At 37.2% G+C, this 25,976-nt stretch carries 22 protein-coding genes; 12 read left to right on the forward strand and 10 right to left on the reverse strand.

Annotated elements, in window-relative coordinates:
* Positions 1–27: 27 nt before the first annotated feature.
* Positions 28–1,563, forward strand: a complete 1,536-nt coding sequence (locus GQ45_RS02250; RefSeq protein ID WP_047414732.1) for a YifB family Mg chelatase-like AAA ATPase — start codon at positions 28–30, stop codon at positions 1,561–1,563.
* A 40-nt stretch (positions 1,564–1,603) separates the two neighbouring features.
* Here the strand turns inward: GQ45_RS02250 and GQ45_RS02255 are convergent, their stop codons facing one another.
* Both GQ45_RS02255 and GQ45_RS02260 read right to left on the reverse strand, forming a co-directional pair.
* Positions 1,604–2,437, reverse strand: a complete 834-nt coding sequence (locus GQ45_RS02255; RefSeq protein ID WP_047414734.1) for an MBL fold metallo-hydrolase — start codon at positions 2,435–2,437, stop codon at positions 1,604–1,606.
* The gene (locus tag GQ45_RS02260) at positions 2,434–2,832 is read right to left on the reverse strand and encodes a hypothetical protein (protein WP_047414736.1); all 399 of its coding nucleotides are present in this window, start codon (positions 2,830–2,832) and stop codon (positions 2,434–2,436) included. The genes GQ45_RS02255 and GQ45_RS02260 overlap by 4 nt, the downstream gene beginning before the upstream one ends.
* Positions 2,833–3,199: 367 nt before the next feature.
* Here GQ45_RS02260 and GQ45_RS02265 point away from each other — a divergent pair, with 367 nt between their 5' ends.
* Positions 3,200–3,922 (forward strand): DUF6503 family protein, encoded by a 723-nt coding sequence (locus GQ45_RS02265; RefSeq protein ID WP_047414737.1) that lies wholly within the window; start codon positions 3,200–3,202, stop codon positions 3,920–3,922.
* Between the two features lie 140 nt (positions 3,923–4,062).
* On the opposite strand, the gene GQ45_RS02270 is transcribed toward GQ45_RS02265, so the two are convergent.
* A complete protein-coding gene (locus GQ45_RS02270) occupies positions 4,063–4,506 on the reverse strand; it encodes a hypothetical protein (protein ID WP_047414738.1) in 444 nt (147 codons plus the stop codon).
* A 212-nt stretch (positions 4,507–4,718) separates the two neighbouring features.
* Here GQ45_RS02270 and GQ45_RS02275 point away from each other — a divergent pair, with 212 nt between their 5' ends.
* Genes GQ45_RS02275 through GQ45_RS02295 form a run of 5 tightly spaced genes read left to right on the forward strand, consistent with a single transcriptional unit; the run spans position 4,719 to position 9,316 of the window.
* The gene (locus tag GQ45_RS02275; RefSeq protein ID WP_047414740.1) at positions 4,719–5,816 is read left to right on the forward strand and encodes a DUF2891 domain-containing protein; all 1,098 of its coding nucleotides are present in this window, start codon (positions 4,719–4,721) and stop codon (positions 5,814–5,816) included.
* Position 5,817: 1 nt separating this feature from the next.
* Positions 5,818–7,014 carry an Nramp family divalent metal transporter gene (locus GQ45_RS02280; protein WP_047414743.1) on the forward strand — a complete coding sequence of 399 codons (1,197 nt, stop codon included), beginning with the start codon at positions 5,818–5,820 and terminating at the stop codon, positions 7,012–7,014.
* Complete coding sequence (pxpA, locus tag GQ45_RS02285; protein ID WP_047414745.1) at positions 7,007–7,747, forward strand: 5-oxoprolinase subunit PxpA; 741 nt, start codon at positions 7,007–7,009, stop codon at positions 7,745–7,747. Before GQ45_RS02280 ends, pxpA begins: the two co-directional genes overlap by 8 nt.
* Positions 7,747–8,484 (forward strand): 5-oxoprolinase subunit PxpB, encoded by a 738-nt coding sequence (gene pxpB, locus GQ45_RS02290; protein ID WP_047414746.1) that lies wholly within the window; start codon positions 7,747–7,749, stop codon positions 8,482–8,484. The genes pxpA and pxpB overlap by 1 nt, the downstream gene beginning before the upstream one ends.
* On the forward strand, positions 8,477–9,316 hold the full coding sequence (locus tag GQ45_RS02295) for a biotin-dependent carboxyltransferase family protein (RefSeq protein WP_047414748.1): 840 nt from the start codon (positions 8,477–8,479) through the stop codon (positions 9,314–9,316). Before pxpB ends, GQ45_RS02295 begins: the two co-directional genes overlap by 8 nt.
* On the opposite strand, the gene GQ45_RS02300 is transcribed toward GQ45_RS02295, so the two are convergent.
* Entirely contained in the window at positions 9,313–10,680 is a 1,368-nt protein-coding gene (locus GQ45_RS02300; RefSeq protein ID WP_047414749.1) for an aldehyde dehydrogenase, read from the reverse strand. The genes GQ45_RS02295 and GQ45_RS02300 overlap by 4 nt on opposite strands.
* A 362-nt stretch (positions 10,681–11,042) precedes the next feature.
* On the opposite strand from GQ45_RS02300, the gene ilvD reads away from it, so the two are divergent.
* From ilvD to GQ45_RS02325, 5 genes are all read left to right on the forward strand, one after another.
* Positions 11,043–12,719 carry a dihydroxy-acid dehydratase gene (gene ilvD, locus GQ45_RS02305; RefSeq protein ID WP_047414750.1) on the forward strand — a complete coding sequence of 559 codons (1,677 nt, stop codon included), beginning with the start codon at positions 11,043–11,045 and terminating at the stop codon, positions 12,717–12,719.
* Positions 12,720–12,766: 47 nt separating this feature from the next.
* On the forward strand, positions 12,767–14,506 hold the full coding sequence (gene ilvB / locus GQ45_RS02310; protein ID WP_047414752.1) for a biosynthetic-type acetolactate synthase large subunit: 1,740 nt from the start codon (positions 12,767–12,769) through the stop codon (positions 14,504–14,506).
* 43 nt (positions 14,507–14,549) lie between these two features.
* The gene (gene ilvN, locus GQ45_RS02315; RefSeq protein ID WP_047414754.1) at positions 14,550–15,074 is read left to right on the forward strand and encodes an acetolactate synthase small subunit; all 525 of its coding nucleotides are present in this window, start codon (positions 14,550–14,552) and stop codon (positions 15,072–15,074) included.
* A 35-nt stretch (positions 15,075–15,109) separates the two neighbouring features.
* Positions 15,110–16,585, forward strand: coding sequence for a ketol-acid reductoisomerase (gene ilvC / locus GQ45_RS02320; RefSeq protein ID WP_047414755.1), 1,476 nt, complete (start codon positions 15,110–15,112; stop codon positions 16,583–16,585).
* 183 nt (positions 16,586–16,768) lie between these two features.
* Entirely contained in the window at positions 16,769–18,346 is a 1,578-nt protein-coding gene (locus GQ45_RS02325) for an NADP-dependent glyceraldehyde-3-phosphate dehydrogenase (RefSeq protein ID WP_156125465.1), read from the forward strand.
* 84 nt (positions 18,347–18,430) lie between these two features.
* Here the strand turns inward: GQ45_RS02325 and leuB are convergent, their stop codons facing one another.
* The 6 genes from leuB to recG all read right to left on the reverse strand — a co-directional run bounded on the left by leuB (position 18,431) and on the right by recG (position 25,968).
* Complete coding sequence (leuB, locus tag GQ45_RS02330) at positions 18,431–19,486, reverse strand: 3-isopropylmalate dehydrogenase (RefSeq protein WP_047414757.1); 1,056 nt, start codon at positions 19,484–19,486, stop codon at positions 18,431–18,433.
* 250 nt (positions 19,487–19,736) lie between these two features.
* Positions 19,737–21,254, reverse strand: a complete 1,518-nt coding sequence (locus tag GQ45_RS02335; RefSeq protein WP_047414760.1) for an alpha-isopropylmalate synthase regulatory domain-containing protein — start codon at positions 21,252–21,254, stop codon at positions 19,737–19,739.
* A 66-nt stretch (positions 21,255–21,320) separates the two neighbouring features.
* Positions 21,321–21,917 (reverse strand): 3-isopropylmalate dehydratase small subunit, encoded by a 597-nt coding sequence (gene leuD, locus GQ45_RS02340; RefSeq protein ID WP_047414761.1) that lies wholly within the window; start codon positions 21,915–21,917, stop codon positions 21,321–21,323.
* 42 nt (positions 21,918–21,959) lie between these two features.
* Positions 21,960–22,307: a four helix bundle protein gene (locus tag GQ45_RS02345; protein WP_047414763.1), complete on the reverse strand. Its 348-nt coding sequence runs from the start codon at positions 22,305–22,307 to the stop codon at positions 21,960–21,962.
* A gap of 44 nt (positions 22,308–22,351) precedes the next feature.
* Positions 22,352–23,758 (reverse strand): 3-isopropylmalate dehydratase large subunit, encoded by a 1,407-nt coding sequence (gene leuC, locus GQ45_RS02350; protein WP_047414764.1) that lies wholly within the window; start codon positions 23,756–23,758, stop codon positions 22,352–22,354.
* A 104-nt stretch (positions 23,759–23,862) separates the two neighbouring features.
* On the reverse strand, positions 23,863–25,968 hold the full coding sequence (gene recG, locus GQ45_RS02355) for an ATP-dependent DNA helicase RecG (protein ID WP_047414765.1): 2,106 nt from the start codon (positions 25,966–25,968) through the stop codon (positions 23,863–23,865).
* Positions 25,969–25,976: the final 8 nt, after the last annotated feature.

Raw genomic sequence — 25,976 nt, forward strand, 5'->3', positions numbered from 1 at the left:
TTCCTATTTTTAAGGAAAATACAATCCATGCTTACAAAAGTTTTTGGGAGTGCCGTCTTTGGTGTTGAAGCCACTACCATCACCGTTGAAGTAAATATTGATAAAGGGGTAGGGTATCATTTAGTGGGTCTGCCAGACAATGCCATCAAAGAAAGTAACTACAGAATAGCGGCTGCTTTACAAAACAACGGATTTAAAATCCCAGGTAAAAAACTGACTATAAATATGGCGCCCGCCGATTTACGTAAAGAAGGTTCGGCTTATGACTTAACCTTAGCTATAGGCATTTTAACGGCATCTGGACAAATAAAATCCGATGCTGTAGAAAAGTATATTATTATGGGTGAACTTTCGCTAGATGGAAGTTTACAACCTATAAAAGGTGCTTTACCTATTGCGATAAAAGCAAAAGAAGAAGGTTTTACAGGGTTTATTTTACCCGAAGATAATGCAAGAGAAGCAGCGATAGTTAGCGGATTAGAGGTATACGGCATTAAAAACATTAAAGAAGTAATTGATTTTTTTGACAAAGCAACACCCTTAGAACAAACCATTATTGATACCCGAGCAGAATTTTATAAAACCCTAGATTTTCCCGAGTTCGATTTTTCGGATGTCAGAGGGCAAGAAAGTATTAAACGTTGTATGGAAATTGCCGCTGCTGGCGGACATAATATTATTTTAATTGGTCCTCCTGGGGCGGGTAAAACAATGCTAGCCAAACGTTTACCTTCTATTTTACCACCAATGACCTTGCATGAGGCTTTAGAAACGACAAAAATTCATAGTGTAGTCGGTAAAATAAAAAATATGGGGTTAATGAATCAACGACCTTTTCGAAGCCCACATCATACCATATCAGACGTGGCTCTCGTAGGCGGCGGGGCCTATCCGCAACCTGGAGAAATATCCCTTTCACACAACGGCGTTTTATTTTTAGACGAATTACCAGAATTTAAACGGGGTGTTTTAGAAGTGATGCGGCAACCACTCGAAGACCGCGAAGTGACCATTTCTAGAGCCCGTTTCACGGTAACTTACCCTAGCAGTTTTATGTTGGTGGCGAGTATGAACCCAAGTCCAGGTGGTTATTTTAATGACCCTGATGCACCAGTAACTTCTTCTCCAGCAGAAATGCAACGCTATTTGAGTAAAATTTCTGGTCCCCTATTAGACCGAATCGATATTCATATTGAAGTGACTCCTGTACCCTTTGAAAAACTATCGGAGGAACGAAAAGGAGAGGGAAGCGTGGAAATTAGAAAACGAGTAACTGCCGCTCGTGAACTACAGACGAAACGTTTTGAGGAAATGGAAAATGTGCATTACAATGCGCAAATGAATACCAAAGATATTCGGAACTACTGCAAAATGGACGATGCCTCGAAAGAACTCCTAAAAAACGCTATGGAACGTCTAAACTTGTCAGCTCGTGCGTATGACCGTATTTTAAAAGTAGCTAGAACAATTGCAGATTTAGATGCAGCAGATGATGTTACGGGTGTGCATATCAGCGAAGCTATTCAATATAGGAGCTTGGATCGCGAAGGTTGGTTGGGGTAGCCATAAGCGTCTAAGAACACCAGCTTATAATTGACTTTAATTAAACTTCAATTTCTTGCCCTTGAACTGCTAATTCAATAGGAAAGTCATAATTTACCGTACTCATAAAAGTTTTAAACATTTCAGTTCGTTCGTCATCAGTATTTGTTGGATCATGATGAAATAGTATTAAGTGTTTGGCCTTTGCCCTTGAACAAAATTCTGCAGCTATTTCAAGAGAACTATGTCCCCATCCCACTTTGGTCTGGTACTCTTTTTTACTGTATTGTGAGTCGTGGATAAGAAGATCAGATTGATAGGCCAAATTAAAACCGGAAACCCAATCATCATCCGGAAAAAGGTGTGATTTTCCAATGACAGGTTCGTGATCTGGCATATAGGTTATTGATTTGGATCCACACTTTATGCGGAAACCAACCGTTGGCCCAGGATGACTTATGTATTCTGAAGATATTTCAAATTTTCCAATTTTAAAATTTGTATTTGGTAATTCTTTTATGATAAGTGTTGCAGGGATATCCCTTAATGGTATCGGAAAAAGTGGTGGTGACAAAAATCGGTTTAATCTAGATTGGAGTGATTCTGAGCTACCGCTAGGTCCCCAAATATGAACCTCCTTTTTGGGATTAAACAATGGCTTACAAAATGCCAGTCCTTGTATATGATCCATATGTAAATGAGTCAATAAAATATTGATTCTAGAAGCCTTATAATAGCGATCAAAATCGACGCCTAAAATTCCAGTACCTGCATCAATAATAATTCGTTCATCACCATGAATAACTTCTATGCAAGAAGTATTGCCCCCATAAGTTTGATTTGTTGGGGAGGAAGTTGGATATGCTCCGCGTGTACCATGTAGCTTTACTTTCATAGTTTAACTTCATTATCCCAGAAAATTGCCATGGCTCCTGAAAATACTTTAGATCTCCCTATTATGGGAATAGAGGTTACTGATATTTTAGTTGATTTGCCGTTCAAGGATTTAATCCAAAAGGTTTTGTGAGCTGGAACTTTATTTCTTATAGTTTGCACTAAAGGAAGTTCCAATGGGTTTAAATCCTTACCATCTTCATCATGCGGAAAAAATGACGTGCCCCAATCGTCTACGGGCATAGGACCTGTATCTTGAAATTTTTTACCAAGTATTCCTTCTGCCGGTTCGTTGTAAAATAGTAAGGTTCCTTCAGGATTTACAATAAAAACTGGTACGGTAAGACAATCTGCTAACTGTCTGCTTAAAATAATTTCGATTTCGTGTGCAGGCATAGGAAGGAAATTTAGCAGTGTTATATTTAAATATAAGAAAAATTGTTCAAATGGTCTATAATTATCGCGAGAATAGGTAGTTACTTCCTAAAAGATTAAAATTTCTAAAACTTAAAAGATATGCCCAATATGCTAGGGCTATATTGACATATGATGCCCGATAGTGCGGATTGGTATTCCCTGATTAAATTCGTATTTACTATTCATAATATGTAAGTTTTTGAAGAAAAGAACCAACCACCATCAACAAGCAACGAAAAACTACAGCGTTTTACTATGAACTTTTAGTACTTCAAAATTAAAATTATTAGAACTAATCAAGGTTACACCAAGTTTTTACTATATCTTATCAATATAAAAATAGGAAATGAGCAAATATTTCATGGTTTTAGTATTTTTTATGGGTTTAATACCTTCAATAGCACAAAACATTTCTGCACCTGAATTGTTAGATAAGGCCATTGCTTATCACGACCCAAATGGTATTTGGAGCAGTCTTCAAGGAAAATTATTTATAACCATGAGTTATCCAGACGGAAGGGAAAGACGTAGTGAAATTAAAATTGACTTACCAAAGCAATACTTTGAATTAACTTCAACTACCGAAGGAAATACTATAGTACAAACCTTAGATAAGGGAGATTGTATTCTAAAGTTCAACGGGAGCACCAAAATATCAGAGGAGGATTTAAAGGCACATCGGTTGAGTTGTGATCGTGCTCAGATGATGAAGAACTATTACCTCTATTTATACGGTCTTCCAATGAAATTGAAGGATGAAGGTACTTTTTTAGAGGCTAAAGTACAGCGTAAAGCATTCAAAGGAAAAGAATATTTAGTACTAAAAGTTACCTATGATGAAAATGTAGGGAAGGATATTTGGTATTTTTATTTTGACCCAGTTAGTTATGCCATGGAGGTCTATCAATTCTTTCATGATGAGTCTAAAAACGATGGAGAATATATTCTCCTAAGTGAATTGGAAACTATGGGAACTATTAAAATGCCAAAAAAACGTGAATGGTATTACAATAAAGATGATAAACACTTAGGCACTGACACACTAACCAAAGCTTTAATACTAGACTAAGAGCCTATTTAATCAAAGCTTTAGCTTGTTTCATAGTTCACAAACTTTGCTGATGTATAATGCTTCAATTAATATTTAAAAGCCTTTTTGACTAAGAATCAACCACCAAAAAAGGAACAACATGTACCGAAAACCATCAATTACAAGGTTTTAATAGTCACTTTTAAGCCTTCGACAATAGCCTCAATATTTTTTACCGTTTCTTTAGGGTAGTATTTAATGACCACATGTGGAATCCGGATGGTAGTAAATCCATTTTTAAAAGAATGCATCGCTTCTTCTAAATCTACAATGGCTTGTTCATGCGAAATGGTGTTATAATCAGTGTCAATCTCAATATTGAGTTTTACACGTGAAATAGCTAAATCAATAGATTTTTTTCCATCCCACCATTCCAGCATCGAAGTAATTCCGATGGCTTTCAGGCCGTAATATAGTTGTACGGCTTCAACAGGGGTATTTTTTAAAGAGACTAATTTGTCTATTCTCATTTTATGCTGTTTGCAGAGTTCTACTCCGTAGATGTCAAAGGCATTTTTATGATCAATATAACTTAGTTCTTTATTACATTCTAAACATTTCATAAGTAGGTTAAATAGGTATTCGGGATTATTATAACCGTAATTTTTTAAAAATAGTATAGGAAGATTTAATATTTTAGACGAATGACATTTTTTTAGATGAACAGCACTCCATCATGTCGTTCATCTATAGTTTTTAGTTCTTTTTTTTCTTGGCAAGATTCAAATGCTTTTCATTTGTTCTCTTTATATTTACCTACAAATCAATCTTTGGTATGACAAAACAAATTATAATACTCATGCTTGTGTTTTCACTATTTGGTTGTAAGCCCCGAGAAGAGAAATCAGCCTTAGCTAAAAACGCAGTCGAAGCCCCAGTTTTATCTTTTAAAGAAGCGAACAGATTAGCTCGTTTGCCTTTAGAATGTATGCAAGTAGAATACCCCAATAAGCTCAATCAATCACTTAATGATGCTACTCATATAGCTGCACCAAAGAATTTACATCCTGCATTTTATGGTTGTTATGACTGGCATTCTTCCGTACATGGGCATTGGTCTTTGGTGTCTTTATTGAAGCAATTTCCTAGTTTGCATAGCGCTGCAACAATTCGTCAAAAATTGACTGAAAATATGTCAGAAGCTCATATTTTACAAGAAGTGGCCTATTTTAAAATGGAAGGCAACGGTACTTTTGAACGTACCTATGGGTGGGCATGGGTTTTAAAATTGGCCGAGGAACTTCATGCCTGGGATGATTCTTTAGCCAGAGATGTAGAGCGTAATTTACAACCCCTTACAGACTATATCGTAAAAGCCTATAGCAGTTTCCTTCCTAAATTAAATTATCCTATTCGTGTAGGGGAACATACCAATACGGCATTTGGATTGCGATTGGCCCTAGATTATGCTGAGAGCGTAAATGATGAGGAGTTTATACAGGTCATTAAAACAAATGCATTGCGATTTTATGCTCTTGATGCAGCTTGTCCTCTAGATTGGGAGCCAAGCGGATTCGACTTTTTGTCTCCCTGTTTAGAAGAAGCTAATTTAATGCGAAGTTTATACGCTCCTGACGAGTTTAAAATTTGGTTTGATGCTTTTTTACCCGAATTAACAGATCCTGAATACAGATTACGACCAGGAGAGGTTTCTGATAGAACCGATGGTAAATTGGTGCATCTAGATGGATTAAATTTTAGTAGGGCTTGGTCTTTGTATGGCATTGCGAATGCCATACCTGAGTATACGCATTTAAAAGATATAGCCGCGGAACATATTCATTATTCACTACCAAACATTGTAGATGGCAATTATAGCGGCACGCACTGGTTAGGTAGTTTTGCATTGCATGCCTTAAACCACAGTAAATAAAATGTTTAAAAAACTAGGTCCTGGAGTTTTAGTTGCCGCTGCCTTTATTGGTCCGGGGACAGTAACCGCCTGCACCTTAGCAGGGGCTAAATTTGGCTATGCCTTACTTTGGGCGATGCTACTTTCTATACTAGCCACCGTGGTTTTGCAAGAAATGGCAGCACGACTGGGCATTATTAGTCAGCAAGGATTAGCGGATGTCATTAAATCTGAACTAAAAACACCCTGGATCAAATATGCCATTATTGCGATTATTTTAGGGGCTATTGTAATAGGTAATGCAGCCTATGAAGGCGGTAATATCGGTGGCGCCACTTTAGGACTAGAAGCTATTTTCGGAATAGAATACACTAAATTCTACCCCTTTAGTATCGGAATTATTGCATTTGCTTTATTGTACTTTGGAAATTATAAAGTACTTGAAACTGCGTTAGTTTCTTTAGTTATCCTAATGAGTGTATCCTTTTTAATAACTGCGATAATCACCAAGCCAGATATTGGAGCAATTTTTCAAGGCTTATTTGTTCCATCAGTTCCCGAACAAAGTATTTTGACAATTATGGCATTGGTGGGTACCACCGTGGTACCCTATAATTTGTTTCTGCATGCTTCTTTGGTGAGCGAAAAATGGACTACGTCAGACCTAAAACCTGCACGCTGGGATACGCTTGTGTCAATTACTTTAGGCGGTTTAGTTTCCATGGGAATTATGGTAGCAGCAACCACCATCCCAAATAAAGACATCAGTAGTGTACTAGATTTGGCTAAGGGTTTAGAACCTTTGTATGGTAGTGCTGCTAAATATTGTATTGGAATTGGACTTTTTGCTGCAGGCATTACTTCTGCAATTACGGCACCACTCGCGGCTGCTTATGTAGTTAATAGTTGTTTTGGTTGGAAAGCCACCTTGGCCGATTGGCGTTTTAAATTGGTTTGGATGTTGATTATTGGTTTAGGGGTTTTTTTCCTATCCTTTGGCATAAAACCCATAGAAATCATAAAATTTGCACAAATAGCAAACGGAATTTTATTACCCATCATAGCTATTTTTTTATTGTGGGTGGTAAATCGAAAATCGGTCTTAGGGACGTATAAAAATAATGTAATTCAAAACAGTGTAGGCATCTTAATTATTATCATAACCTTAATTTTAGCCATAAAAACTATAGGAACCGTCTTAGGATATTCAGATGTATAAGTATGCCATTGATATCAATGCAGATCTAGGCGAAGGTGTGGGGAACGAAGGGCAATTAATTCCTTTTTTATCATCCTGTAACATCGCGTGCGGAGGTCATGCTGGTGATGAAAAATCAATGCGCAGCACTATTCAGCTAGCGCATCAGCATCAAGTAAAAATTGGCGCACATCCCTCATACCCTGACACCAAAAACTTTGGAAGGCTTTCAATGCAAATGACCCCAAAAGCTTTGATTGAAAGTATAAAAAGTCAAATTTCGTATTTTAAATCAGTTTGTGATGAAGAAAAAGCAGTGCTACATCATATAAAACCACATGGTGCTTTATATAATGATGTAGCAAAAAATGCAGACTTGGCTAAGATTTTTCTAAAAGCTATCTCATCCTTTAAAAAGGAAATAAAACTTTATGTTCCTTATGCTTCTGAGATTGCAAAAGTGGCTTTAAAAGAAGAATTTACCCTTGTTTATGAAGCTTTTTTAGATCGAAATTACAATGATGATTTAAGTTTAGTTTCGCGTCAGCAGAATAATGCAATACTTGAAAATCCACCTGAAATTTTAGCACAACTTTTAAGCATTGTAGAAGACCATCAGCTCAGAACAATCACGGGTAAATTCGTAAAAATAAATGCAGAAACCTTTTGTATTCATGGCGATACTGATGCTGCTCTTGAAATTTTAGCGTATCTTCATAGTCATGTTTCAAACCATCAAATTAGTATTAAATAGTGAATAAATATCCCATTTCTATCCGACCCTTTGGTGTTCATGCTGTTTTAATTGAATGGCCTGAAAAAGTTGAAGAAGCCATTCTCAATGATATCTTATCGTTTATAGCGCATTTAAGACAAAACTGTCTAAAAGAAGGCAATTGGGAATTGGTACCAGCATACAACTCACTAACGCTAATTTTGCGATATGATACCATTAATTTTGATACTTTTAAAGCACAACTAGAAATTTGGTATGCTGAAAAAAAAGCTGGTATTCGTGTTCAAAACTATCTTTGGCGATTTCCTGTTTGTTATGACGATTCCTTCGGAATTGACCTTGAAGAAGTAGCCCAAAAGTTAAACTTAAGTGTAGCAGCACTTATTGAAAAACATACTACACATGTTTATACGGTTTATGGTATTGGTTTTTTACCAGGTTTTATGTATTTGGGAGGTATACCAAAAGATTTAGAAATTCCCCGAAGAGCATCACCACGAGCAAAAGTATTAAAAGGGGCTGTAGGCTTGGCAGGAAAACAAACAGGTATTTATCCACAAGAATCGCCTGGGGGATGGAATATTTTGGGCAATTCATCCGTACCTATTTTTGATCCTAAAAAAGATACCCCATGTTTGGTCAAAGTTGGTGATAAAGTGCAATTCTACTCCATTTCAAAAGCGGAGTATGATTTACATAAAATTGAAGCCGAAGTAGGAATTTATCAAATGGAAAAAATTAAAATCGATGCTTAAAGTTTTAAAATCGGGTTTTTATACCACAATTCAAGATATTGGCAGGTTTGGGCTGAGGGACAAGGGAGTGCCTATTTCGGGAATTATGGATATAGAAACGGTGTTTAAATTAAACGCTCTTTTAGAAAACCAAGAAGATGCTGCCGTTTTAGAAATAACCATGACCGGACCAACCTTAGAGTTTGAAGAAGACACCTTTATTACCCTTGGAGGTGCAGAATTTTCAATGACCTTAAATAATGAACCGATAGAGAATTTTAAAGTGATAAAAATTAAATCGGGTGATATTCTCTCTTACGGACGACTAAAAAAAGGATTTAGAGGATATTTAGCGATAAAAGGTGGCTTTACCTCAAAAAAGGTATTACAAAGTAGATCGTACTACCCATCGATAAATCCTAAAGGGCTTATCAAAGATAGGGCGCTAATACCCTATGAGAAAACAACTGTTTTTAAACCTAAATTATCAGAAATGAAAGTTGATGACCATTTAGACGAAAATATGTTACTCGTTGGAAAGGGGCCAGAGTTTACCATGCTTTCTGATAAGCAATTAGAGCATCTTTTTTTTAAAGAATTTAGCATCGCAAATGAAAACAACCGAATGGCTTATCAGTTGAATGAACCAATACGTGGGCATAAGGTTTCTATGTTAACCTCAGCAACATTACCAGGTACCGTTCAATTTACACCCAATGGAAAACTAATTATTTTAATGAAAGACGGACAAACGACAGGCGGTTATCCAAGAATTTTACAACTTACCGATAAAGCCATTTCTGTGCTAGCACAGAAAAAAGCTGGAGACCTTGTTTTGTTTAAATTGATTTAAAACAGATTCTTAATCATTTTTGCATATTTTAAGGGCAAGGTATATGGTGGGTAACGTAGCGGAATATCTAACCAAGTTCCTTTTTTAACAATAGCTTTCGAATGGGAAAATAAGTCGAACGAAGTTCTTCCATGATAAGCACCTATTCCACTAGGTCCAACGCCACCAAAGGGCAACTTTTTATTCGTAATCTGTATGATGGTATCATTTATAGCACCACCACCAAAACTGTATTTTTTTAGTAATTTATTTTGGAAATCTTTGTTATTGCTAAAGATATACGTAGCTAGAGGTTTACCGTAATTCGAAATATAACTATGAATGTCTTCTTCATTTTCATAACTAAGAATGGGAAGAATAGGACCAAAAATTTCACCTTTCATTAATGGGCTATCTCGTTTAGGTTCATCAACAAGTGTAGGTGCCAAATAATTATCAGCATCATTCCTTTCCCCTCCAAATAAAATGCTTTCCCCTGCTAACATGTCCACTAATCCCTGGTAATGATTTTTACTAACCGTTCTGGCATAATCTGAAGATGCTTCAATTTGTTCACCATAAAATTGAGTGATCGCTTTTTTCAAGGCTTCAATGAGTTCACTTTTTACCGATGTATGTACCAAAATATAATCGGTGGCGATACACGTTTGACCGGCATTTAAAAACTTACCCCAAACAATACGTTTTGCAGCCACATCGATGGCAGCTGTGCCATCTACAATAGTCGGATTTTTACCTCCAAGCTCTAAGGTTACTGGCGTTAAATGTTTTGCAGCACTTTCATATACAATTTGGCCCACCCGTGTGCTTCCTGTAAAGAAAATATAATCCCATTTCTGAGCTAATAATTCTTGTGAGGTTTCAACACCACCTTCAACAACGCTTACATAATCTTTTGGAAAAACCTTTGTAATAATTTCTGCCACAATTCTAGAGGTATTTGGGGTAATTTCAGAAGGCTTAATCACGGCTGTATTTCCTGCTGCAATAGCTCCAATTAAAGGGGCGATGGCTAATTGAAATGGATAATTCCAAGGTGCTATAATTAAAACGTTGCCGTAAGGTTCCTTATAGATGTAATCGGATGAGGGCCAGTTTAATAAAGTACCAGATATTCTTTTTGGTTTAGCCCAAGTATGAAGTTTACGAATAGCGCTTTTTAATTCGGCCATCACAAACTGAGTCTCTGCAGCTAATGTTTCAAATCTAGGCTTTTTAAAGTCAGCATATAAGGCGTCACAAATAGCATCTTCTTGAAGTTCTATTTCTTTTAATAGTTTTTTTAGATATGCTTTTCGGAAGGGAATTTCCTTCGTTTGCTGTGTTTCGAAAAAAGTGCTGTGCTGTTGTAATAATTGCTTCATCCTTCAAAAATAATTAAAAATGCATACATTTTTTGCCTTCATAAAGATATTCTATAGCTTCAAAAAACGACTAGAAAATTCAATTTTTATAAATACAATCGTCAGTAAGGTCTCTATACACAGATAATACAACTTTTTTTATGTTGTTTAAGTGCTTCATCGGGCTTAAACAAATGTTTAAAAGTATTGAATGTGGTACAAATGATGTATTTATATCGCTGAATTACAACTAGTTATGTCATTTTAATTAAAATTGGATTTGGACTAGTACCTTTTGTTAAAAAATTAGTGACTTATAAACAATTACCTTTGAAAGTATAGAGAATAGTGAAGAGAACACGAATATAGAAGCATATAATTGAATGGAATTAAATAAATATAGTAAAACCGTTACTCAAGACCCTACACAACCAGCAGCAAAAGCAATGTTATATGGTATTGGTTTTAAGGATGAAGATTTTGAAAAACCAATAATTGGCGTAGCTAGTACTGGCTACGAAGGGAATCCTTGTAATATGCATTTGAATGATTTAGCGAAGCTTGTAAAGCAAGGAATAAACGCTGAAGCTTCGGTAGGTTTAATTTTTAATACCATCGGGGTTAGTGATGGCATCTCTATGGGTACTCCTGGAATGCGTTATTCTTTACCCTCCAGAGATATTATTGCCGATTCCATGGAAACAGTGGTACAAGCCATGAGTTATGATGGTTTGGTAACCGTAGTGGGCTGTGATAAAAATATGCCGGGTGCCCTTATGGCTATGATACGCTTAAACAGACCTTCTATTTTAGTGTATGGTGGTACTATTGCTTCGGGTTGTCATAACGACAAAAAATTAGATGTGGTGTCTGCCTTTGAGGCTTGGGGCGAAAAAGTAGCGGGAACGATGAAAGAGGATGAGTTTCAATGCATCATTAAAAAATCAATTCCAGGTGCTGGTGCTTGTGGCGGAATGTATACCGCAAATACAATGGCATCGGCTATTGAGGCCCTCGGTATGGCTTTGCCTTATAACTCTTCGAACCCTGCCATTAGTAAAAACAAAGAGGCAGAATGTATTAAGGCAGGGAAAATGATGTTTTATTTATTAGAAAAGGATATTAAACCTTTAGATATTATCACTCGAAAATCCATAGAAAATGCGGTTCGCCTCATAACCATTATGGGTGGATCTACCAATGCGGTACTACATTTCTTGGCCATTGCTAGGGCAGCAGCTATTGATTTTAGTTTACAAGATTTTCAACACATTAGCGATACCACACCGTTCATTGCAGATTTAAAACCAAGCGGAAAATACTTAATGGAAGACGTTCACCGAATTGGTGGAATCCCAGCGGTATTAAAATATTTATTAAAAAACGGACTACTACATGGCGATTGTTTAACCGTTACAGGTAAAACCTTAGCAGAAAACTTAGCCGATGTGCCTGATTTAGAGCCAGGGCAAGAGGTAATTAGGCCTTTAGATAATCCAATAAAAGCTACAGGGCATTTGAGAATGTTGTATGGAAACCTAGCAGAAAACGGTTCTGTGGCTAAAATAACAGGTAAAGAAGGTTTAAGATTTCAAGGAACTGCAAAAGTATTTAATAGCGAGTATGATGCTAATGATGGCATTCGAGACGGACAGGTAAAAAAAGGGGATGTAGTGGTTATCCGTTACGAAGGTCCAAAAGGCGGTCCCGGAATGCCAGAAATGCTAAAGCCAACAGCTGCAATTATGGGTGCTGGTGTAGGCAAAGAAGTTGCGCTAATCACGGATGGTCGTTTTTCGGGTGGAACTCATGGTTTTGTGGTAGGACATATTTCTCCAGAAGCTCAGGAAGGTGGCACCATAGCACTTATTAATGATGGTGATATAATTACAATTGATGCCGAAACAAATTCCATTACTCTTGAAGTTTCTACAGAAGAATTGTCGCAACGAAAAGCCTTATGGATTCAGCCTGAATTAAAGTTTAAAAAAGGGGTGTTGTATAAATACGCACGTTCCGTTTCGTCTGCATCCCAAGGATGTGTTACGGATGAATTTTAAAATTATTTTTCATTTCCGTGAAGACGGACATCTTTATTCGAGATACTATGAGTACACAGATTATAAAAGAAAAAAAGACAGAAACGGCCTCAAAAACTACGATAAAAATATCGGGTGCTGAGGCCATAATTCATTGCTTATTAGCGGAAGGTGTTGACTTAATATACGGGTATCCCGGTGGTGCTATCATGCCGGTTTATGATGAATTGTATAAATTTCAAGATAAGCTTACGCATATCTTAACACGTCATGAACAAGGGGCAACGCATGCAGCACAAGGTTATGCGCGTGTTTCTGGTCGTGTAGGGGTAGCCATAGCCACTTCAGGTCCTGGCGCTACAAACTTAGTTACTGGATTGGCGGATGCCCAAATCGATTCTACACCTATGGTCTGTATTACCGGCCAGGTTGGGAGTCATTTATTGGGTTCTGATGCTTTCCAAGAAACTGATATTGTGGGCATATCCACTCCCGTGACCAAGTGGAACTATCAAATAACCAAAGCTTCCGAAATTCCAGCCATTATGGCGAAGGCCTTTTATATCGCTAAATCGGGTCGTCCTGGTCCTGTTTTAATTGATATCACCAAAGACGCTCAGTTTGATACGTTTGAATTTTCTTATGAAAAATGTAAAGGCGTTCGCAGTTATAATCCAGTTCCAAAACCAGACCTTACTAAAATTAGCCAAGCTGCTCAATGGATTAATGAAGCTAAAAAACCTTTTATCGTTTATGGTCAAGGAGTTATTTTAGGGCAAGCTGAAAATGAACTAAAAGAATTAGTTGAAAAAGCAGGAATTCCTGCCGCTTGGACTATTTTAGGCTTATCGGCCATGGATACTGATCATTCGCTAAATGTAGGTATGGTAGGGATGCATGGAAATTACGGACCCAATGTGTTAACCAATGAATGTGATTTATTGATTGCTATCGGAATGCGTTTTGATGACCGTGTTACAGGAAATTTAGCGACCTATGCAAAACAAGCAAAGGTGATTCATTTTGAAATAGACCCGGCAGAAGTCAATAAAAATGTAAAAGCAGATGTGGCGATTTTAGGGAACGCCAAAGAAACATTGCAGTTATTGCTACCTAAAATAAAAGAGAATACGCACGAGGCATGGCATAGCGAATTCAAGAAAAAATACGAGATCGAATTTAACGAAGTCATAGATAAGGAAATAAACCCTACAAAAGATGGCTTAACCATGGCAGAAGTCATTAAAGAGATTAACATCGCTTCAAATAACAATGCCATTATTGTAACCGATGTGGGGCAACACCAAATGGTGGCCTGTCGGTATGCAAAATTCAATCAAACCAAGAGTAATGTTACTTCTGGCGGATTAGGAACTATGGGTTTTGCTTTACCTGCCGCTATTGGTGCTAAAATGGGCGCCGAAGATCGTGAAGTAGTAGCGATTATCGGCGACGGTGGCTACCAAATGACCATTCAAGAATTAGGGGTCATATTTCAACATCAAGTAGCCGTAAAAATAGTAGTATTAAATAATGATCATTTGGGCATGGTGCGTCAATGGCAGGAGTTGTTTTTTGAACGCAGGTATGCGTCTACAGTAATGGTAAATCCTGACTTTGTGAAAATTGCAGAAGGCTATCATATTGAAGCAAAACGAGTAAGTGATCGCAAAGATTTAAAATCCACGGTTCAGGCCATGATGGCCTCAAATAAGCCCTATTTCTTAGAGGTAAAAGTAGAAAAAGAAGATAATGTTTTTCCGATGATTCCCACAGGGGCCTCAGTTTCTGATATTAGATTAAAATAATGCAGTACCTCATTAATGCTTAACACTTGAAGTAGATAACGCAATGGAGAAAAAGTGGTTTACGATATCAATATATTCTGAGAATAATGTTGGTTTATTAAATAGAATTTCGGGTATTTTTCTAAAAAGACATATCAATATAGAGAGCCTTAATGTTTCAAAATCTGAAATCCAAGATGTTTCTAAATTTACGGTAGTTGTTTTTATGGAAGAAGAATTAGCTCGTAAAGTGGTGGGTCAAATTGAAAAACAAATTGAAGTGATAAAAGCCTATTATCACGAAGATGATGACACTATTTATCAAGAATCTGTGTTATTCAAAATAGCGTCAAACCTTTTGTTTGATGAACGTCAGATTCAAAATATCATCAAGGATAGTAACGCAACCATTGTTACCGTTTCTAGAGATTTCTTTGTTTTAGCAAAAACAGGTAGAAAACATGAAATAGACGAAATGTACCAACAATTAGCACCCTTCGGCATCATGCAATTTGTGCGTTCTGGCCGAATAGCAGTCACCAAGGCAGAAATGCCGATATCATCAATTCTAGCAGCATTTAAAAAATAAATACAAATCAATTTTAAAATAAACGAGTTTATACCATGGCAAATTATTTCAATACTCTTTCCTTACGAGAAAAATTAACCCAATTAGGACAATGTAGGTTCATGTCTACCCATGAATTTACCGATGGTGTAGCGGCTTTAAAAGGTAAAAAAATTGTGATTGTAGGTTGTGGAGCGCAAGGCCTAAATCAAGGTTTAAATATGCGTGATTCTGGATTAGATATTGCTTACACGCTACGTGAAGCCGCCATAAAAGAACAACGACAATCTTATAAAAATGCCAAAGAAAATGGCTTTACCGTGGATAGCTACGAGGCCCTAATTCCAAGTGCAGACCTAGTGATTAATTTAACACCAGATAAGCAACACACTAGTGTTGTAAAAGCCATAATGCCTTTGATGAAAAAGGGAGCCACCTTGTCCTATTCACATGGGTTTAATATTGTGGAAGAGGGTACACAAATCCGTAAAGATTTAACCGTTATTATGGTGGCGCCAAAATGCCCAGGTTCAGAAGTTAGGGAAGAATATAAGAGAGGTTTTGGCGTACCTACCTTAATTGCAGTCCACCCTGATAATGATCCTCAAAATAAAGGATTTGAACAAGCCAAAGCCTATGCTGTCGCTACAGGTGGTGATAAAGCAGGAGTATTAGAGTCATCATTCGTTGCTGAGGTAAAGTCTGATTTAATGGGTGAACAAACCATTCTTTGTGGTTTGCTACAAACAGGCTCAATTCTTTGTTTTAATAAAATGATAGCGAAAGGTATCGATGCAGGATATGCCTCAAAATTAATACAATACGGCTGGGAAACCGTTACTGAAGGTTTAAAATATGGGGGCATAACCCATATGATGGATCGGTTGTCAAATCCTGCTAAAATAAAAGCATTTGAATTATCAGAAGAATTAAAAGACATTATGAGACCCCTTTTTCAAAAGCATATGGATGATATTATCGAAGGAGAGTTTTCAAAAACCATGATGGAAGATTGGGCGAATGAGGATAAAAACTTATTAACTTGGAGAGCAGCAACAGGGGAAACTGCTTTTGAAAAAACGCCAGCCGGGAATGATAAAATTTCTGAACAAGAATATTATGATCATGGAGTTTTAATGGTAGCCATGGTTAGGGCAGGTGTAGAATTAGCTTTTGAAGCTATGACCGAATCTGGTATTGTTGCAGAATCTGCTTATTATGAATCTTTACATGAAACTCCCTTAATTGCTAATACCATTGCCCGAAAAAAATTATTCGAAATGAATCGCGTAATTTCAGATACGGCAGAGTACGGTTGTTATTTGTTTGACCATGCCTGCAAACCATTACTAAGCGATTTTATGAAAAAAATAGATACGGATGTGATTGGTAAAAAATTCGGTGAAGGCAAAGGCAACGGAATTGATAATGCCAAATTAATACATGTCAACAAAGCATTAAGATCGCATCCTGTTGAAATTGTTGGTGCACGATTAAGAGCCTCTATGACGGCGATGAAACCAATAGTATAAGCAGGCATTAGTTATAAATCGAGCAGAAATTTTAGTGCAAAAAATACATAACTGGGCAGCAATATTTTCAAGAAAATTGATGCTAGTTGTTTTTTGTGTTTTACACACAGCATAAAGTAACTGTTGGGAAAAAAGATTTATTTGAGTACCTTGTTTAAAAAAATGAAAATGACTAAAACCACAATGAGAATTCCGGAAGAGTATCAAATTAATACGACCATAGCACAAAAAACCTATTTGGTAGATGGGGTGTTAAAATCTTGGACAGGTGCAACTACGAACGTGTATTCCACCATATCTTCCACCGAAAAATACGAACCAACCTTACTAGGAAGTATTCCAGATATGGGTGAATCGGAGGCTTTAGAGGCTTTAGATGCTGCTACGACTGCCTACGCAAGAGGGCAAGGCGTTTGGCCTACGATGCATGTTAAAGATAGAATTACCTGTATGGTCGACTTCGTCAAAAAGATGGAAACCAAACGAGAAGAGATTGTAAAATTATTGATGTGGGAAATTGGTAAATCATTACCTGATTCACAAAAGGAGTTCGACCGTACTGTGGAATACATTTATGATACTATTGAAGACTATAAAAAACTAGATCGTGATAGTGCTAAATTCCAAAAGCACGATGGCGTTTATGCCCATATAAAAAGAGGACCACTAGGCGTTGTTTTGTGTTTAGGACCTTATAATTATCCATTAAATGAAACTTTTGCATTGTTGATTCCTGCGATTATCATGGGAAATACAGCCATATTTAAACCAGCAAAGCACGGCGTTTTGTTAATAACGCCATTGTTAGAAGCTTTTCAAAGTTGTTTCCCAAAAGGGGTTATAAATATACTTTTTGGTAGAGGTAGGGCAGTAGCGGCACCGATTATGAAAACGGGTAAGGTTGATGTTTTAGCCTTGATAGGTAACAGTAAATCGGCCAATGCATTACAAAATCAACACCCAAAAAGTAACCGTCTACGTCTGGTTTTAGGCTTAGAAGCAAAGAATCCAGCTATTATTTTACCCGATGCCGATTTAGATTTAGCGGTCGATGAATGCATCGCAGGGACCTTATCCTTTAATGGTCAGCGTTGTACAGCTTTAAAGGTAGTTTATGTGCACGAGGATATTCTGCATGAGTTCAATACACGTTTTTCAAAACGTGTTGATGCATTAAAATTTGGAAACCCTTGGGATGATGGAGTAAAACTAACGCCTTTACCGGAACCCGAAAAACCAGCCTACATTCAAGGTTTAATTGACGATGCACTACAAAAGGGCGCTAAAATCATCAATAAAAAAGGCGGAGAACATTCCGACAATTTTATATGGCCTGCGGTTTTATATCCTGTGACTAAAGATATGCTAGTGTATCAAGAAGAGCAATTTGGTCCCGTAATTCCCGTATTGTCGTTCAAAGATATAGAAGAACCTTTGGATGATATGGCAGCATCGAATTACGGACAACAAGTGAGTTTGTTTGGTAAAGATGTATACGCACTTTCACCCTTAATTGATACCTTGGTAAACCTCGTATGTCGCGTAAATTTAAACAGTTCTTGTCAACGTGGTCCTGATGTATACCCGTTTACTGGACGAAAAGATTCTGCGCAAGCAACATTGAGTGTGCATGATGCTTTGCGTTCTTTTTCTATTAGAACTTTTGTAGCCTTTAAAGACAATGAATTAAATACAGAAATTATTGAGCAGTTATTGGAGGCAAAGCTTTCAAACTTTGTAAGTACCGACTATATTTTGTGATTTTTAGATCATTTTTTAAGTATAAAAAAGCGGCCATTCTCGAAAATCAAGAATGGCCGCTTTTATTATTGCCGGTAGATAGTTTTAAATATGCTTCGCTAACCAATCACCAACTTCACTGGTTTTATAGGCTTTAGCATGTTCTGCTAAATCTTCGGTAACCATACCTTCTACTAAAGATTTGTTCACTACCACACGGATGGCCTCCGCTTCCTCTGCTAAACCAAAATCCTCGAATAGCATAGCAGCTGATAAAATAGTTGCTAGCGGATTTGCAATATCTTTTCCTGCTGCTTGCGGATACGAACCGTGGATGGGCTCGTATAATCTTGCTTTTTCTCCAACAGAGGCAGATGGCATAAGTCCCATTGAGCCTGAAATTACAGACGCTTCATCGGTTAAAATATCTCCGAATAAATTCTCAGTAATCATCACGTCGTACGAATTGGGCCATTGCACCAAACGCATGGCCACAGCATCGACAAATTCATAAGAAACAGTCACTTCAGGATAATCTTTTTCCATGGCTTGAACGGTCTCTCGCCATAATCTAGACGATTCTAAAACATTCGCTTTATCAACACAGCATAATTTTTTTCCACGAGTCATGGCCAATTCAAAGCCTTTTTTTGCCAAACGTTGAATTTCCGCTCTGGTATAGGTCATGGTGTCAAAAGCGGTATTACCGTTATCCAAACGTCCTCTTTCTCCAAAGTAAATGCCACCAGTCAGTTCTCTTAAAATAATTAAATCGGTCCCTTCAATACGTTCTCTTTTTAAAGGTGATTTATCAATTAAAGAGGGAAAGGTAAAGGTTGGACGTACATTGGCAAAGAGACCCAATTTTTTTCGCATTTTTAATAATCCTTGCTCTGGCCTTACGGTGGCTGAAGGATCATTATCATATTTTGGATGACCAATGGCGCCAAAAAGCACCGCATCAGCAGCTTCACAAATGGCATGTGTGCTATCAGGATAAGGTTCTCCACAAGCATCAATAGCTGCAGCACCTGTTAATGCCGGTGTCCAGGTGATTTCATGCTTATATTTTATGGCAATGGCATTCGATACTTTAACGGCTTGATCTATGACTTCAGGACCAATTCCATCTCCTGCTAAAAGGGCAATAGTTAATTTCATAATTGTTTTTTTGCGATAAGCTTTAAGCTTTAGGCTCTAAGCTAAAAATTTATTTTTAGTTCGTAATTGAAAGGTACGAAGCACTTTGTTTTCGTAACTCTGTTTCTAAACCATGGTATTTGCTTGTTTTCAACTTTTCATTAAATTCAAACCGTTTGCTTTGTACGTTTAATTTCTTTCGTATTTTTTGAACTTGAACTCTTGCATTGAGTGAAGCCGAAGTGCGAACTTGAACTTGCTCTTCCTCTTGTCAAATGATATTCAACATTTTCTCTGTCGCTTTGATAGCGGATACCGTTTGATCAGAATCTAATCCACGGGTAATAAACTCTTTTCCGTTGCTTTCCCAAGTGATGATGGTTTCACAAAGGGCATCGGAAGTACTTCCAGGAGGTATCCGTACCGCATAATCTGTCAATTTTGGCAGGCTAATTTTCAAAGTTTTATACACCGTTTTTAATGCATTCATAAAAGCATCAAATTGACCATCTCCCTGGGCGTGCTCTTCAAATAATTTACCTTCAATTTCAACAGCAACAGCAGCAGAAGGTTGCAAGCCTTTAGCATGTGAAAGTAAATAAGACTTAATGATCGCTTTTGTTTCGATGCCTGTACTGTCTAAAACATCAGAAATAATATAGGGTAAATCTTCTTTGGTAACGCGTTCTTTTTTATCCCCTAATTCAATAATGCGCTGGGTTACTTTTTTTAATTCTTCATTATTCAATGTAAGCCCTAATTCTTGTAGGTTTTTTTGAATATTTGCTTTTCCTGATGTTTTACCAAGGGCATATTGCCTTTTACGACCAAAGCGTTCAGGCAGTAAATCATTAAAATACAGGTTGTTTTTAGAATCTCCGTCGGCATGAATACCCGCGGTTTGCGTAAAAACATTAGCACCTACAATAGGTTTGTTGGCCGGAATACCAAAACCCGTGAAGGCAGAAACAAGTTTACTGACCTTATAGAGTGATGATTCGTTAACATTGGTCTGTATATTTGGTAAAAAATCATTGATTACCGCAATAACACTGGCTAAAGGAGCATTCCCAGCTCGTTCGCCCATGCCGTTTACCGTTAAATGTAATCCCTGACAACCCGCTTTTAAGGCTTCCATGACATTGGCAACACTCAAATCATAGTCATTATGCCCATGAAAATCAAAATGTAATTTTGGATATTTTTTTACAATAGCCTCTACATACGCGAAAGTCTCTGTAGGCGTTAAAATGCCAAGTGTATCCGGTAAAAGAATTCTTTTTAATGGCTGCGTCGATAAAAAGTCTAATAATTGAAATACATATTCTTGTGAGTTGCGCATTCCATTACTCCAATCTTCCAAATACACATTGGTAGCAATGCCTTGCTCTTGTGCTAATTTTATTACTGCCGCAATTTCTGTAAAATGTTCTTTTGGGGTTTTCTTGAGTTGATGGGTTAAGTGGTTTAAAGAACCTTTGGTTAACAAGTTTTGAACTTTTGCGCCAGCTTTTACCATCCAGTCGATTGAAACTCCTTGGTCAACAAAAGTTAAAACTTCAATTCTATCTAAATACTCCTTGGTTTTAGCCCATGTGGTTATTTGTTTTACCGCAGTTAATTCACCTTCAGAAACTCTTGCAGAAGCAACTTCAATGCGATCTACTTTTAGCTCATCTAAAAGTAATTTAGCAAGGCTAAGCTTTTCAGAAACTGAAAACGAAACGCCAGAGGTTTGTTCCCCATCGCGCAGTGTCGTATCCATAATTTCGATTTTTCTATGCTGCATAAAAGTTTTACTACTATTAAATTGATTCGTTTAGCGCATTTTTACTTAAAAAGTAGTTCCATACAACTAGAGCGGGGTATTTTGGGCAAATGTTTCAATATCACTTTTGATATTCATCAAGTAATCAATATCATCAAACCCATTCAACATATTATCTTTTTTATAACCATTGATGTCAAATGATTCTTTCTCACCTGTAGCTATTAAAGTTACTTTTTGCTCTTGAAGGTTTACTTCGATTTGAGTTTTAGGGTTTTTATCGATTTCTGCAAATATTTTGTTTGAAAAATCAGCACTTACCTGTACAGGTAAAACGCCAATATTTAGACAGTTTGCTTTGAAAATATCTGCAAAAAAACTGGAGATCACACATCGGAATCCGTAATCATAAACTGCCCAAGCAGCATGCTCTCGAGAAGATCCAGAACCAAAATTGCGCCCTCCAACTAAAATTTTACCTGAATAGGTAGGGTCATTCAAGACAAAATCTTTCTTGGGAGTAGCATCGGTATTAAAACGCCAATCTCTAAATAGGTTGTCACCAAAACCTTCACGTGTCGTGGCTTTTAAAAAGCGTGCGGGTATAATTTGATCGGTATCTATATTTTCAATAGGTAACGGAACTGCTGTACTTTTTAATAAGGTAAATTTATCGTATGCCATATTTATTATGCTATGCGCTTAGCGCTGAACGCTATTCGCGAATTATATTTGGTTAATTAGGTTATTTAGACTTCGCTTAACTTTATTTACTTTATCGCTTTGAGTTTCAAAATCTTCTGGCTTGATAAAGCCTAAATCTTTCACTAACAATAAAAAATATTCTAACTCAGTTGCAGAACCTCTTGCTATGACTAAATATCTTTTAAATTCTTGATCTGAATCTCTACCACAGCCTTCTGCAATATTTGATGGAATTGAATAGGCAGCTCTGCGCATTTGACTTGTCAGAGAATAAACTTCATCTTTTGGAAATTTTGAGGTCAGTATATAAATCATTAATGCAATTTCATGACCTAATTCCCAAACATTATATTTTTTATAATCTCTCATTTATTTATGCGTTTAGCGGTTTGCGCTAAGCGTATAGCAGTTTACTAAGCGAATTCCTTCATTAAGGTTCTAGGATCAGTTACTTTTCCCGTAACAGCTGCAGCCGCAGCAACTAGAGGCGAAGCTAAGAGCGTTCTAGACCCAGGACCTTGCCTTCCTTCAAAATTTCGATTGGAGGTACTTACGGCTAATTTTCCTGCAGGCACTTTATCGTCGTTCATGGCCAAACATGCGGAACATCCCGGTTCCCTAAGTTCAAAACCAGCTTCATGAATAATGTCTAACAAGCCTTCTGCTTTTATAGCAGCTTCTACTTGATGTGAGCCTGGCACTAACCATGCGGTGACATTTTTTGCCTTTTTTCGTCCTTTAATAATAGAGGCAAAGGCTCTAAAGTCTTCAATTCGTCCATTCGTACAACTCCCGATAAAAACAAAATCGATAGGTTTTCCTATCATACTTTCACCCTCATTGAAGGCCATATAGCCTAATGATTTTTTATAGGTGCTGACACCACCTTCTACTTGGTCTGCATTTGGAATGTTTTTTAAAATTCCCATCCCCATCCCAGGATTGGTTCCGTAGGTGATCATTGGTTCTATATCAGAGGCATCAAAATAAATTTCCTTATCAAATTCAGCATCTTTGTCGGTATATAGTGATTCCCAGTATACCATTGCTTTATCCCAAGCGGCACCCGTTGGTGTAAATTCTCGTCCTTTTATGTAATTGAATGTTTTTTCGTCTGGAGCAATCATCCCACCACGTGCGCCCATTTCGATACTTAGATTGCATACAGTCATTCGGCCTTCCATCGACATATTTTCAAATACATCGCCTGCATACTCTACAAAATACCCTGTAGCACCAGACGTGGTTAATCGTGAAATAATATATAAGGCGACATCTTTTGGTGTTACCGCAAAATTTAGTTTTCCGCTAACATTAATCCGCATTTTTTTTGGCTTGGGCTGCATGATACATTGTGTAGCCAAAACCATTTCTACTTCCGACGTACCAATACCAAAAGCAATAGCACCAAAAGCACCATGTGTTGACGTATGTGAATCACCACAAACAATAGTTGCGCCGGGTTGTGTAATGCCATATTCTGGTCCAACAACATGTACAATACCATTTTTAGCATGGCCTAAGCCCCAATGGCTAATGCCGTGTTCTTTTGCATTTTCCTCTAATGCCTTTAACTGATTTGCAGAAAGAGGATCTTCAACAGGTAAATGTTGGTTCATAGTAGGTGTGTTATGATCTGCGGTTGCAAAAGTACGCTCTGGATATAAAACACGAATCCCTCTTGTTTTAAGACCTAGGAAGGCTACAGGGCTAGTTACTTCATGTACTAAATGTCGATCGATAAACAATACATCTGGTCCGTCTTCTACATGTTTTACGACATGGGAATCCCATACTTTGTCAAATAGTGTTTGCTTCATGTTGATGTGATAAAACTTTAATTTTTCGTACTCTAAAAAGAGCAATGACAAATTTATTACATATAGAATTCTTTCCTTTAAAAATAGTCTTGGAATTACGACGTTCAACTAATATATTTCCAAATATTTTTATGCTTTACAAGCTGGGCATAGGTAGTACGGATAGCGCTATTTTCTTCTTTTCTAAGGCTTGGATCATCTTTCAAAACCTGTAAGGCATAAAACCTTGCGGTCTTTAAAATATCATTATCCTTTACGATATCGGCAATCTTTAAGTTCAACATACCGCTTTGCTGTGTTCCCATTAAATCGCCAGGACCCCGAAGTTTTAGATCTACTTCGGCAATATCAAACCCATCGTTGGTGCGTACCATGGTATTTAGTCTTGTTTTTGCTTCGGTAGATAGTTTATGACTGGTCATTAAGATGCAGAAACTCTGGTCTGCCCCGCGGCCAACACGCCCTCGCAATTGATGTAATTGTGATAAACCAAAGCGTTCAGCACTCTCAATAATCATGACGGATGCATTCGGAACATTGACACCAACTTCAATAACGGTAGTAGCCACCATTATTTGTGTTTCCCCCTTTACAAAACGCTGCATTTCAAATTCTTTATCTACAGGCTTCATTTGTCCGTGTACGATTGAAATTTGATACTCTGGCATAGGAAAATCTCTTGCAATACTCTCATAACCATCCATTAAATCTTTGTAATCTAAGACTTCTGATTCTTGAATAAGAGGGTAGACCACATATATTTGGCGCCCTTTTTTAATTTCTTCTCGAATAAATTGAAATACTTTTAATCGGTTAGCATCGTAACGATGCACGGTTTTTATGGGCTTTCTACCTGGTGGAAGTTCATCGATTACAGAAATATCTAAATCTCCATATAAGCTCATGGCCAAGGTTCTTGGAATCGGTGTCGCGGTCATCACCAAAACATGAGGTGGAATATCGTTTTTATGCCACAATTTAGATCGTTGTGCCACACCAAATCTATGTTGTTCATCTACAATAGCAAGGCCTAAATTTTTATACTGTACTTTATCTTCTAAAAGTGCGTGGGTGCCTATCAAAATATGAAGCTCTCCATTTTCTAACTGCTCGTGAATGAGCTTTCTCGCTGATTTTTTAACCGAACCGGTTAATAATGCAATATGAATACCTAAGGAACCTACTAAGGCTTCAATACCCACAAAATGTTGCTGGGCTAAAATTTCGGTTGGGGCCATTAAACAGGCCTGAAAGCCATTATCAATAGCTAACAGCATCGACATTAAAGCAACAATGGTTTTTCCTGAACCTACATCACCTTGTAAAAGGCGGTTCATTTGGGCATTACTTCCTAAGTCTGCCCTAATTTCTTTTAGTACCCTTTTTTGAGCGTTCGTAAGTTCAAAAGGCAAATGCTGCGTATAGAATTCGTTAAAAAGTGTACCCACTTTGTCAAAATTGAAGCCTTTAATACGCTGTTTATGTAACATATTTTTAGCAATTAGCTGTAATTGTACATAAAATAGCTCTTCAAACTTAAGTCTAAATTGCGCCTTCGCTAATACGAGTTGACTTTGCGGAAAATGAATGGCAAACATGGCTTCACTTTTCGAAATTAGTTTTAAGTCATCGATGATTGCGGGCGATAAGGCTTCTGAAAATATACCTTTTAAATCGCTAAAGAGCTGCTGAATTAATTTGCTGATTACCCGATTGCTAATCCCTTTATTGCTTAGTTTTTCGGTGGATGGGTAAACGGGTTGCATCATCACTTTTAACCCTTGTTCATGTTCCGAAAGTAGTTCCATTTCTGGATGAGGCATGGAAAAATTCTGGTTATAAAAATTTGTTTTTCCAAAAACAACATAAGGAGTGTTCAGCTGTAAATTTTCACGAATCCATTTTTGACCTCGAAACCAAACCAATTCCATTTTACCAGTGTCATCCATAAAAGTAGCCACCAAACGTTTTCCTTTTTGTTGTTCAACAGTTTTAATATGAATGATTTTTCCAATGATCTGAACATCAGCGGAATTTCGTTGTAGTTGGTTAATTTTATAGTACTGCGTTTTATCGATATACCTGTTTGGAAAGAGCTGAATAAGGTCTTGATAGGTATGAATACCGAGTTCTGTCTTCAATGAATCTGCCCTATTGGGGCCAACACCTTTGAGATAGGCAATAGGGGTTTGAAGGTAATTCGCATTCATCCGACTAA

Origin of the sequence: Cellulophaga sp. Hel_I_12, from assembly GCF_000799565.1 — a bacterium.
Lineage (GTDB): Bacteria > Bacteroidota > Bacteroidia > Flavobacteriales > Flavobacteriaceae > Cellulophaga.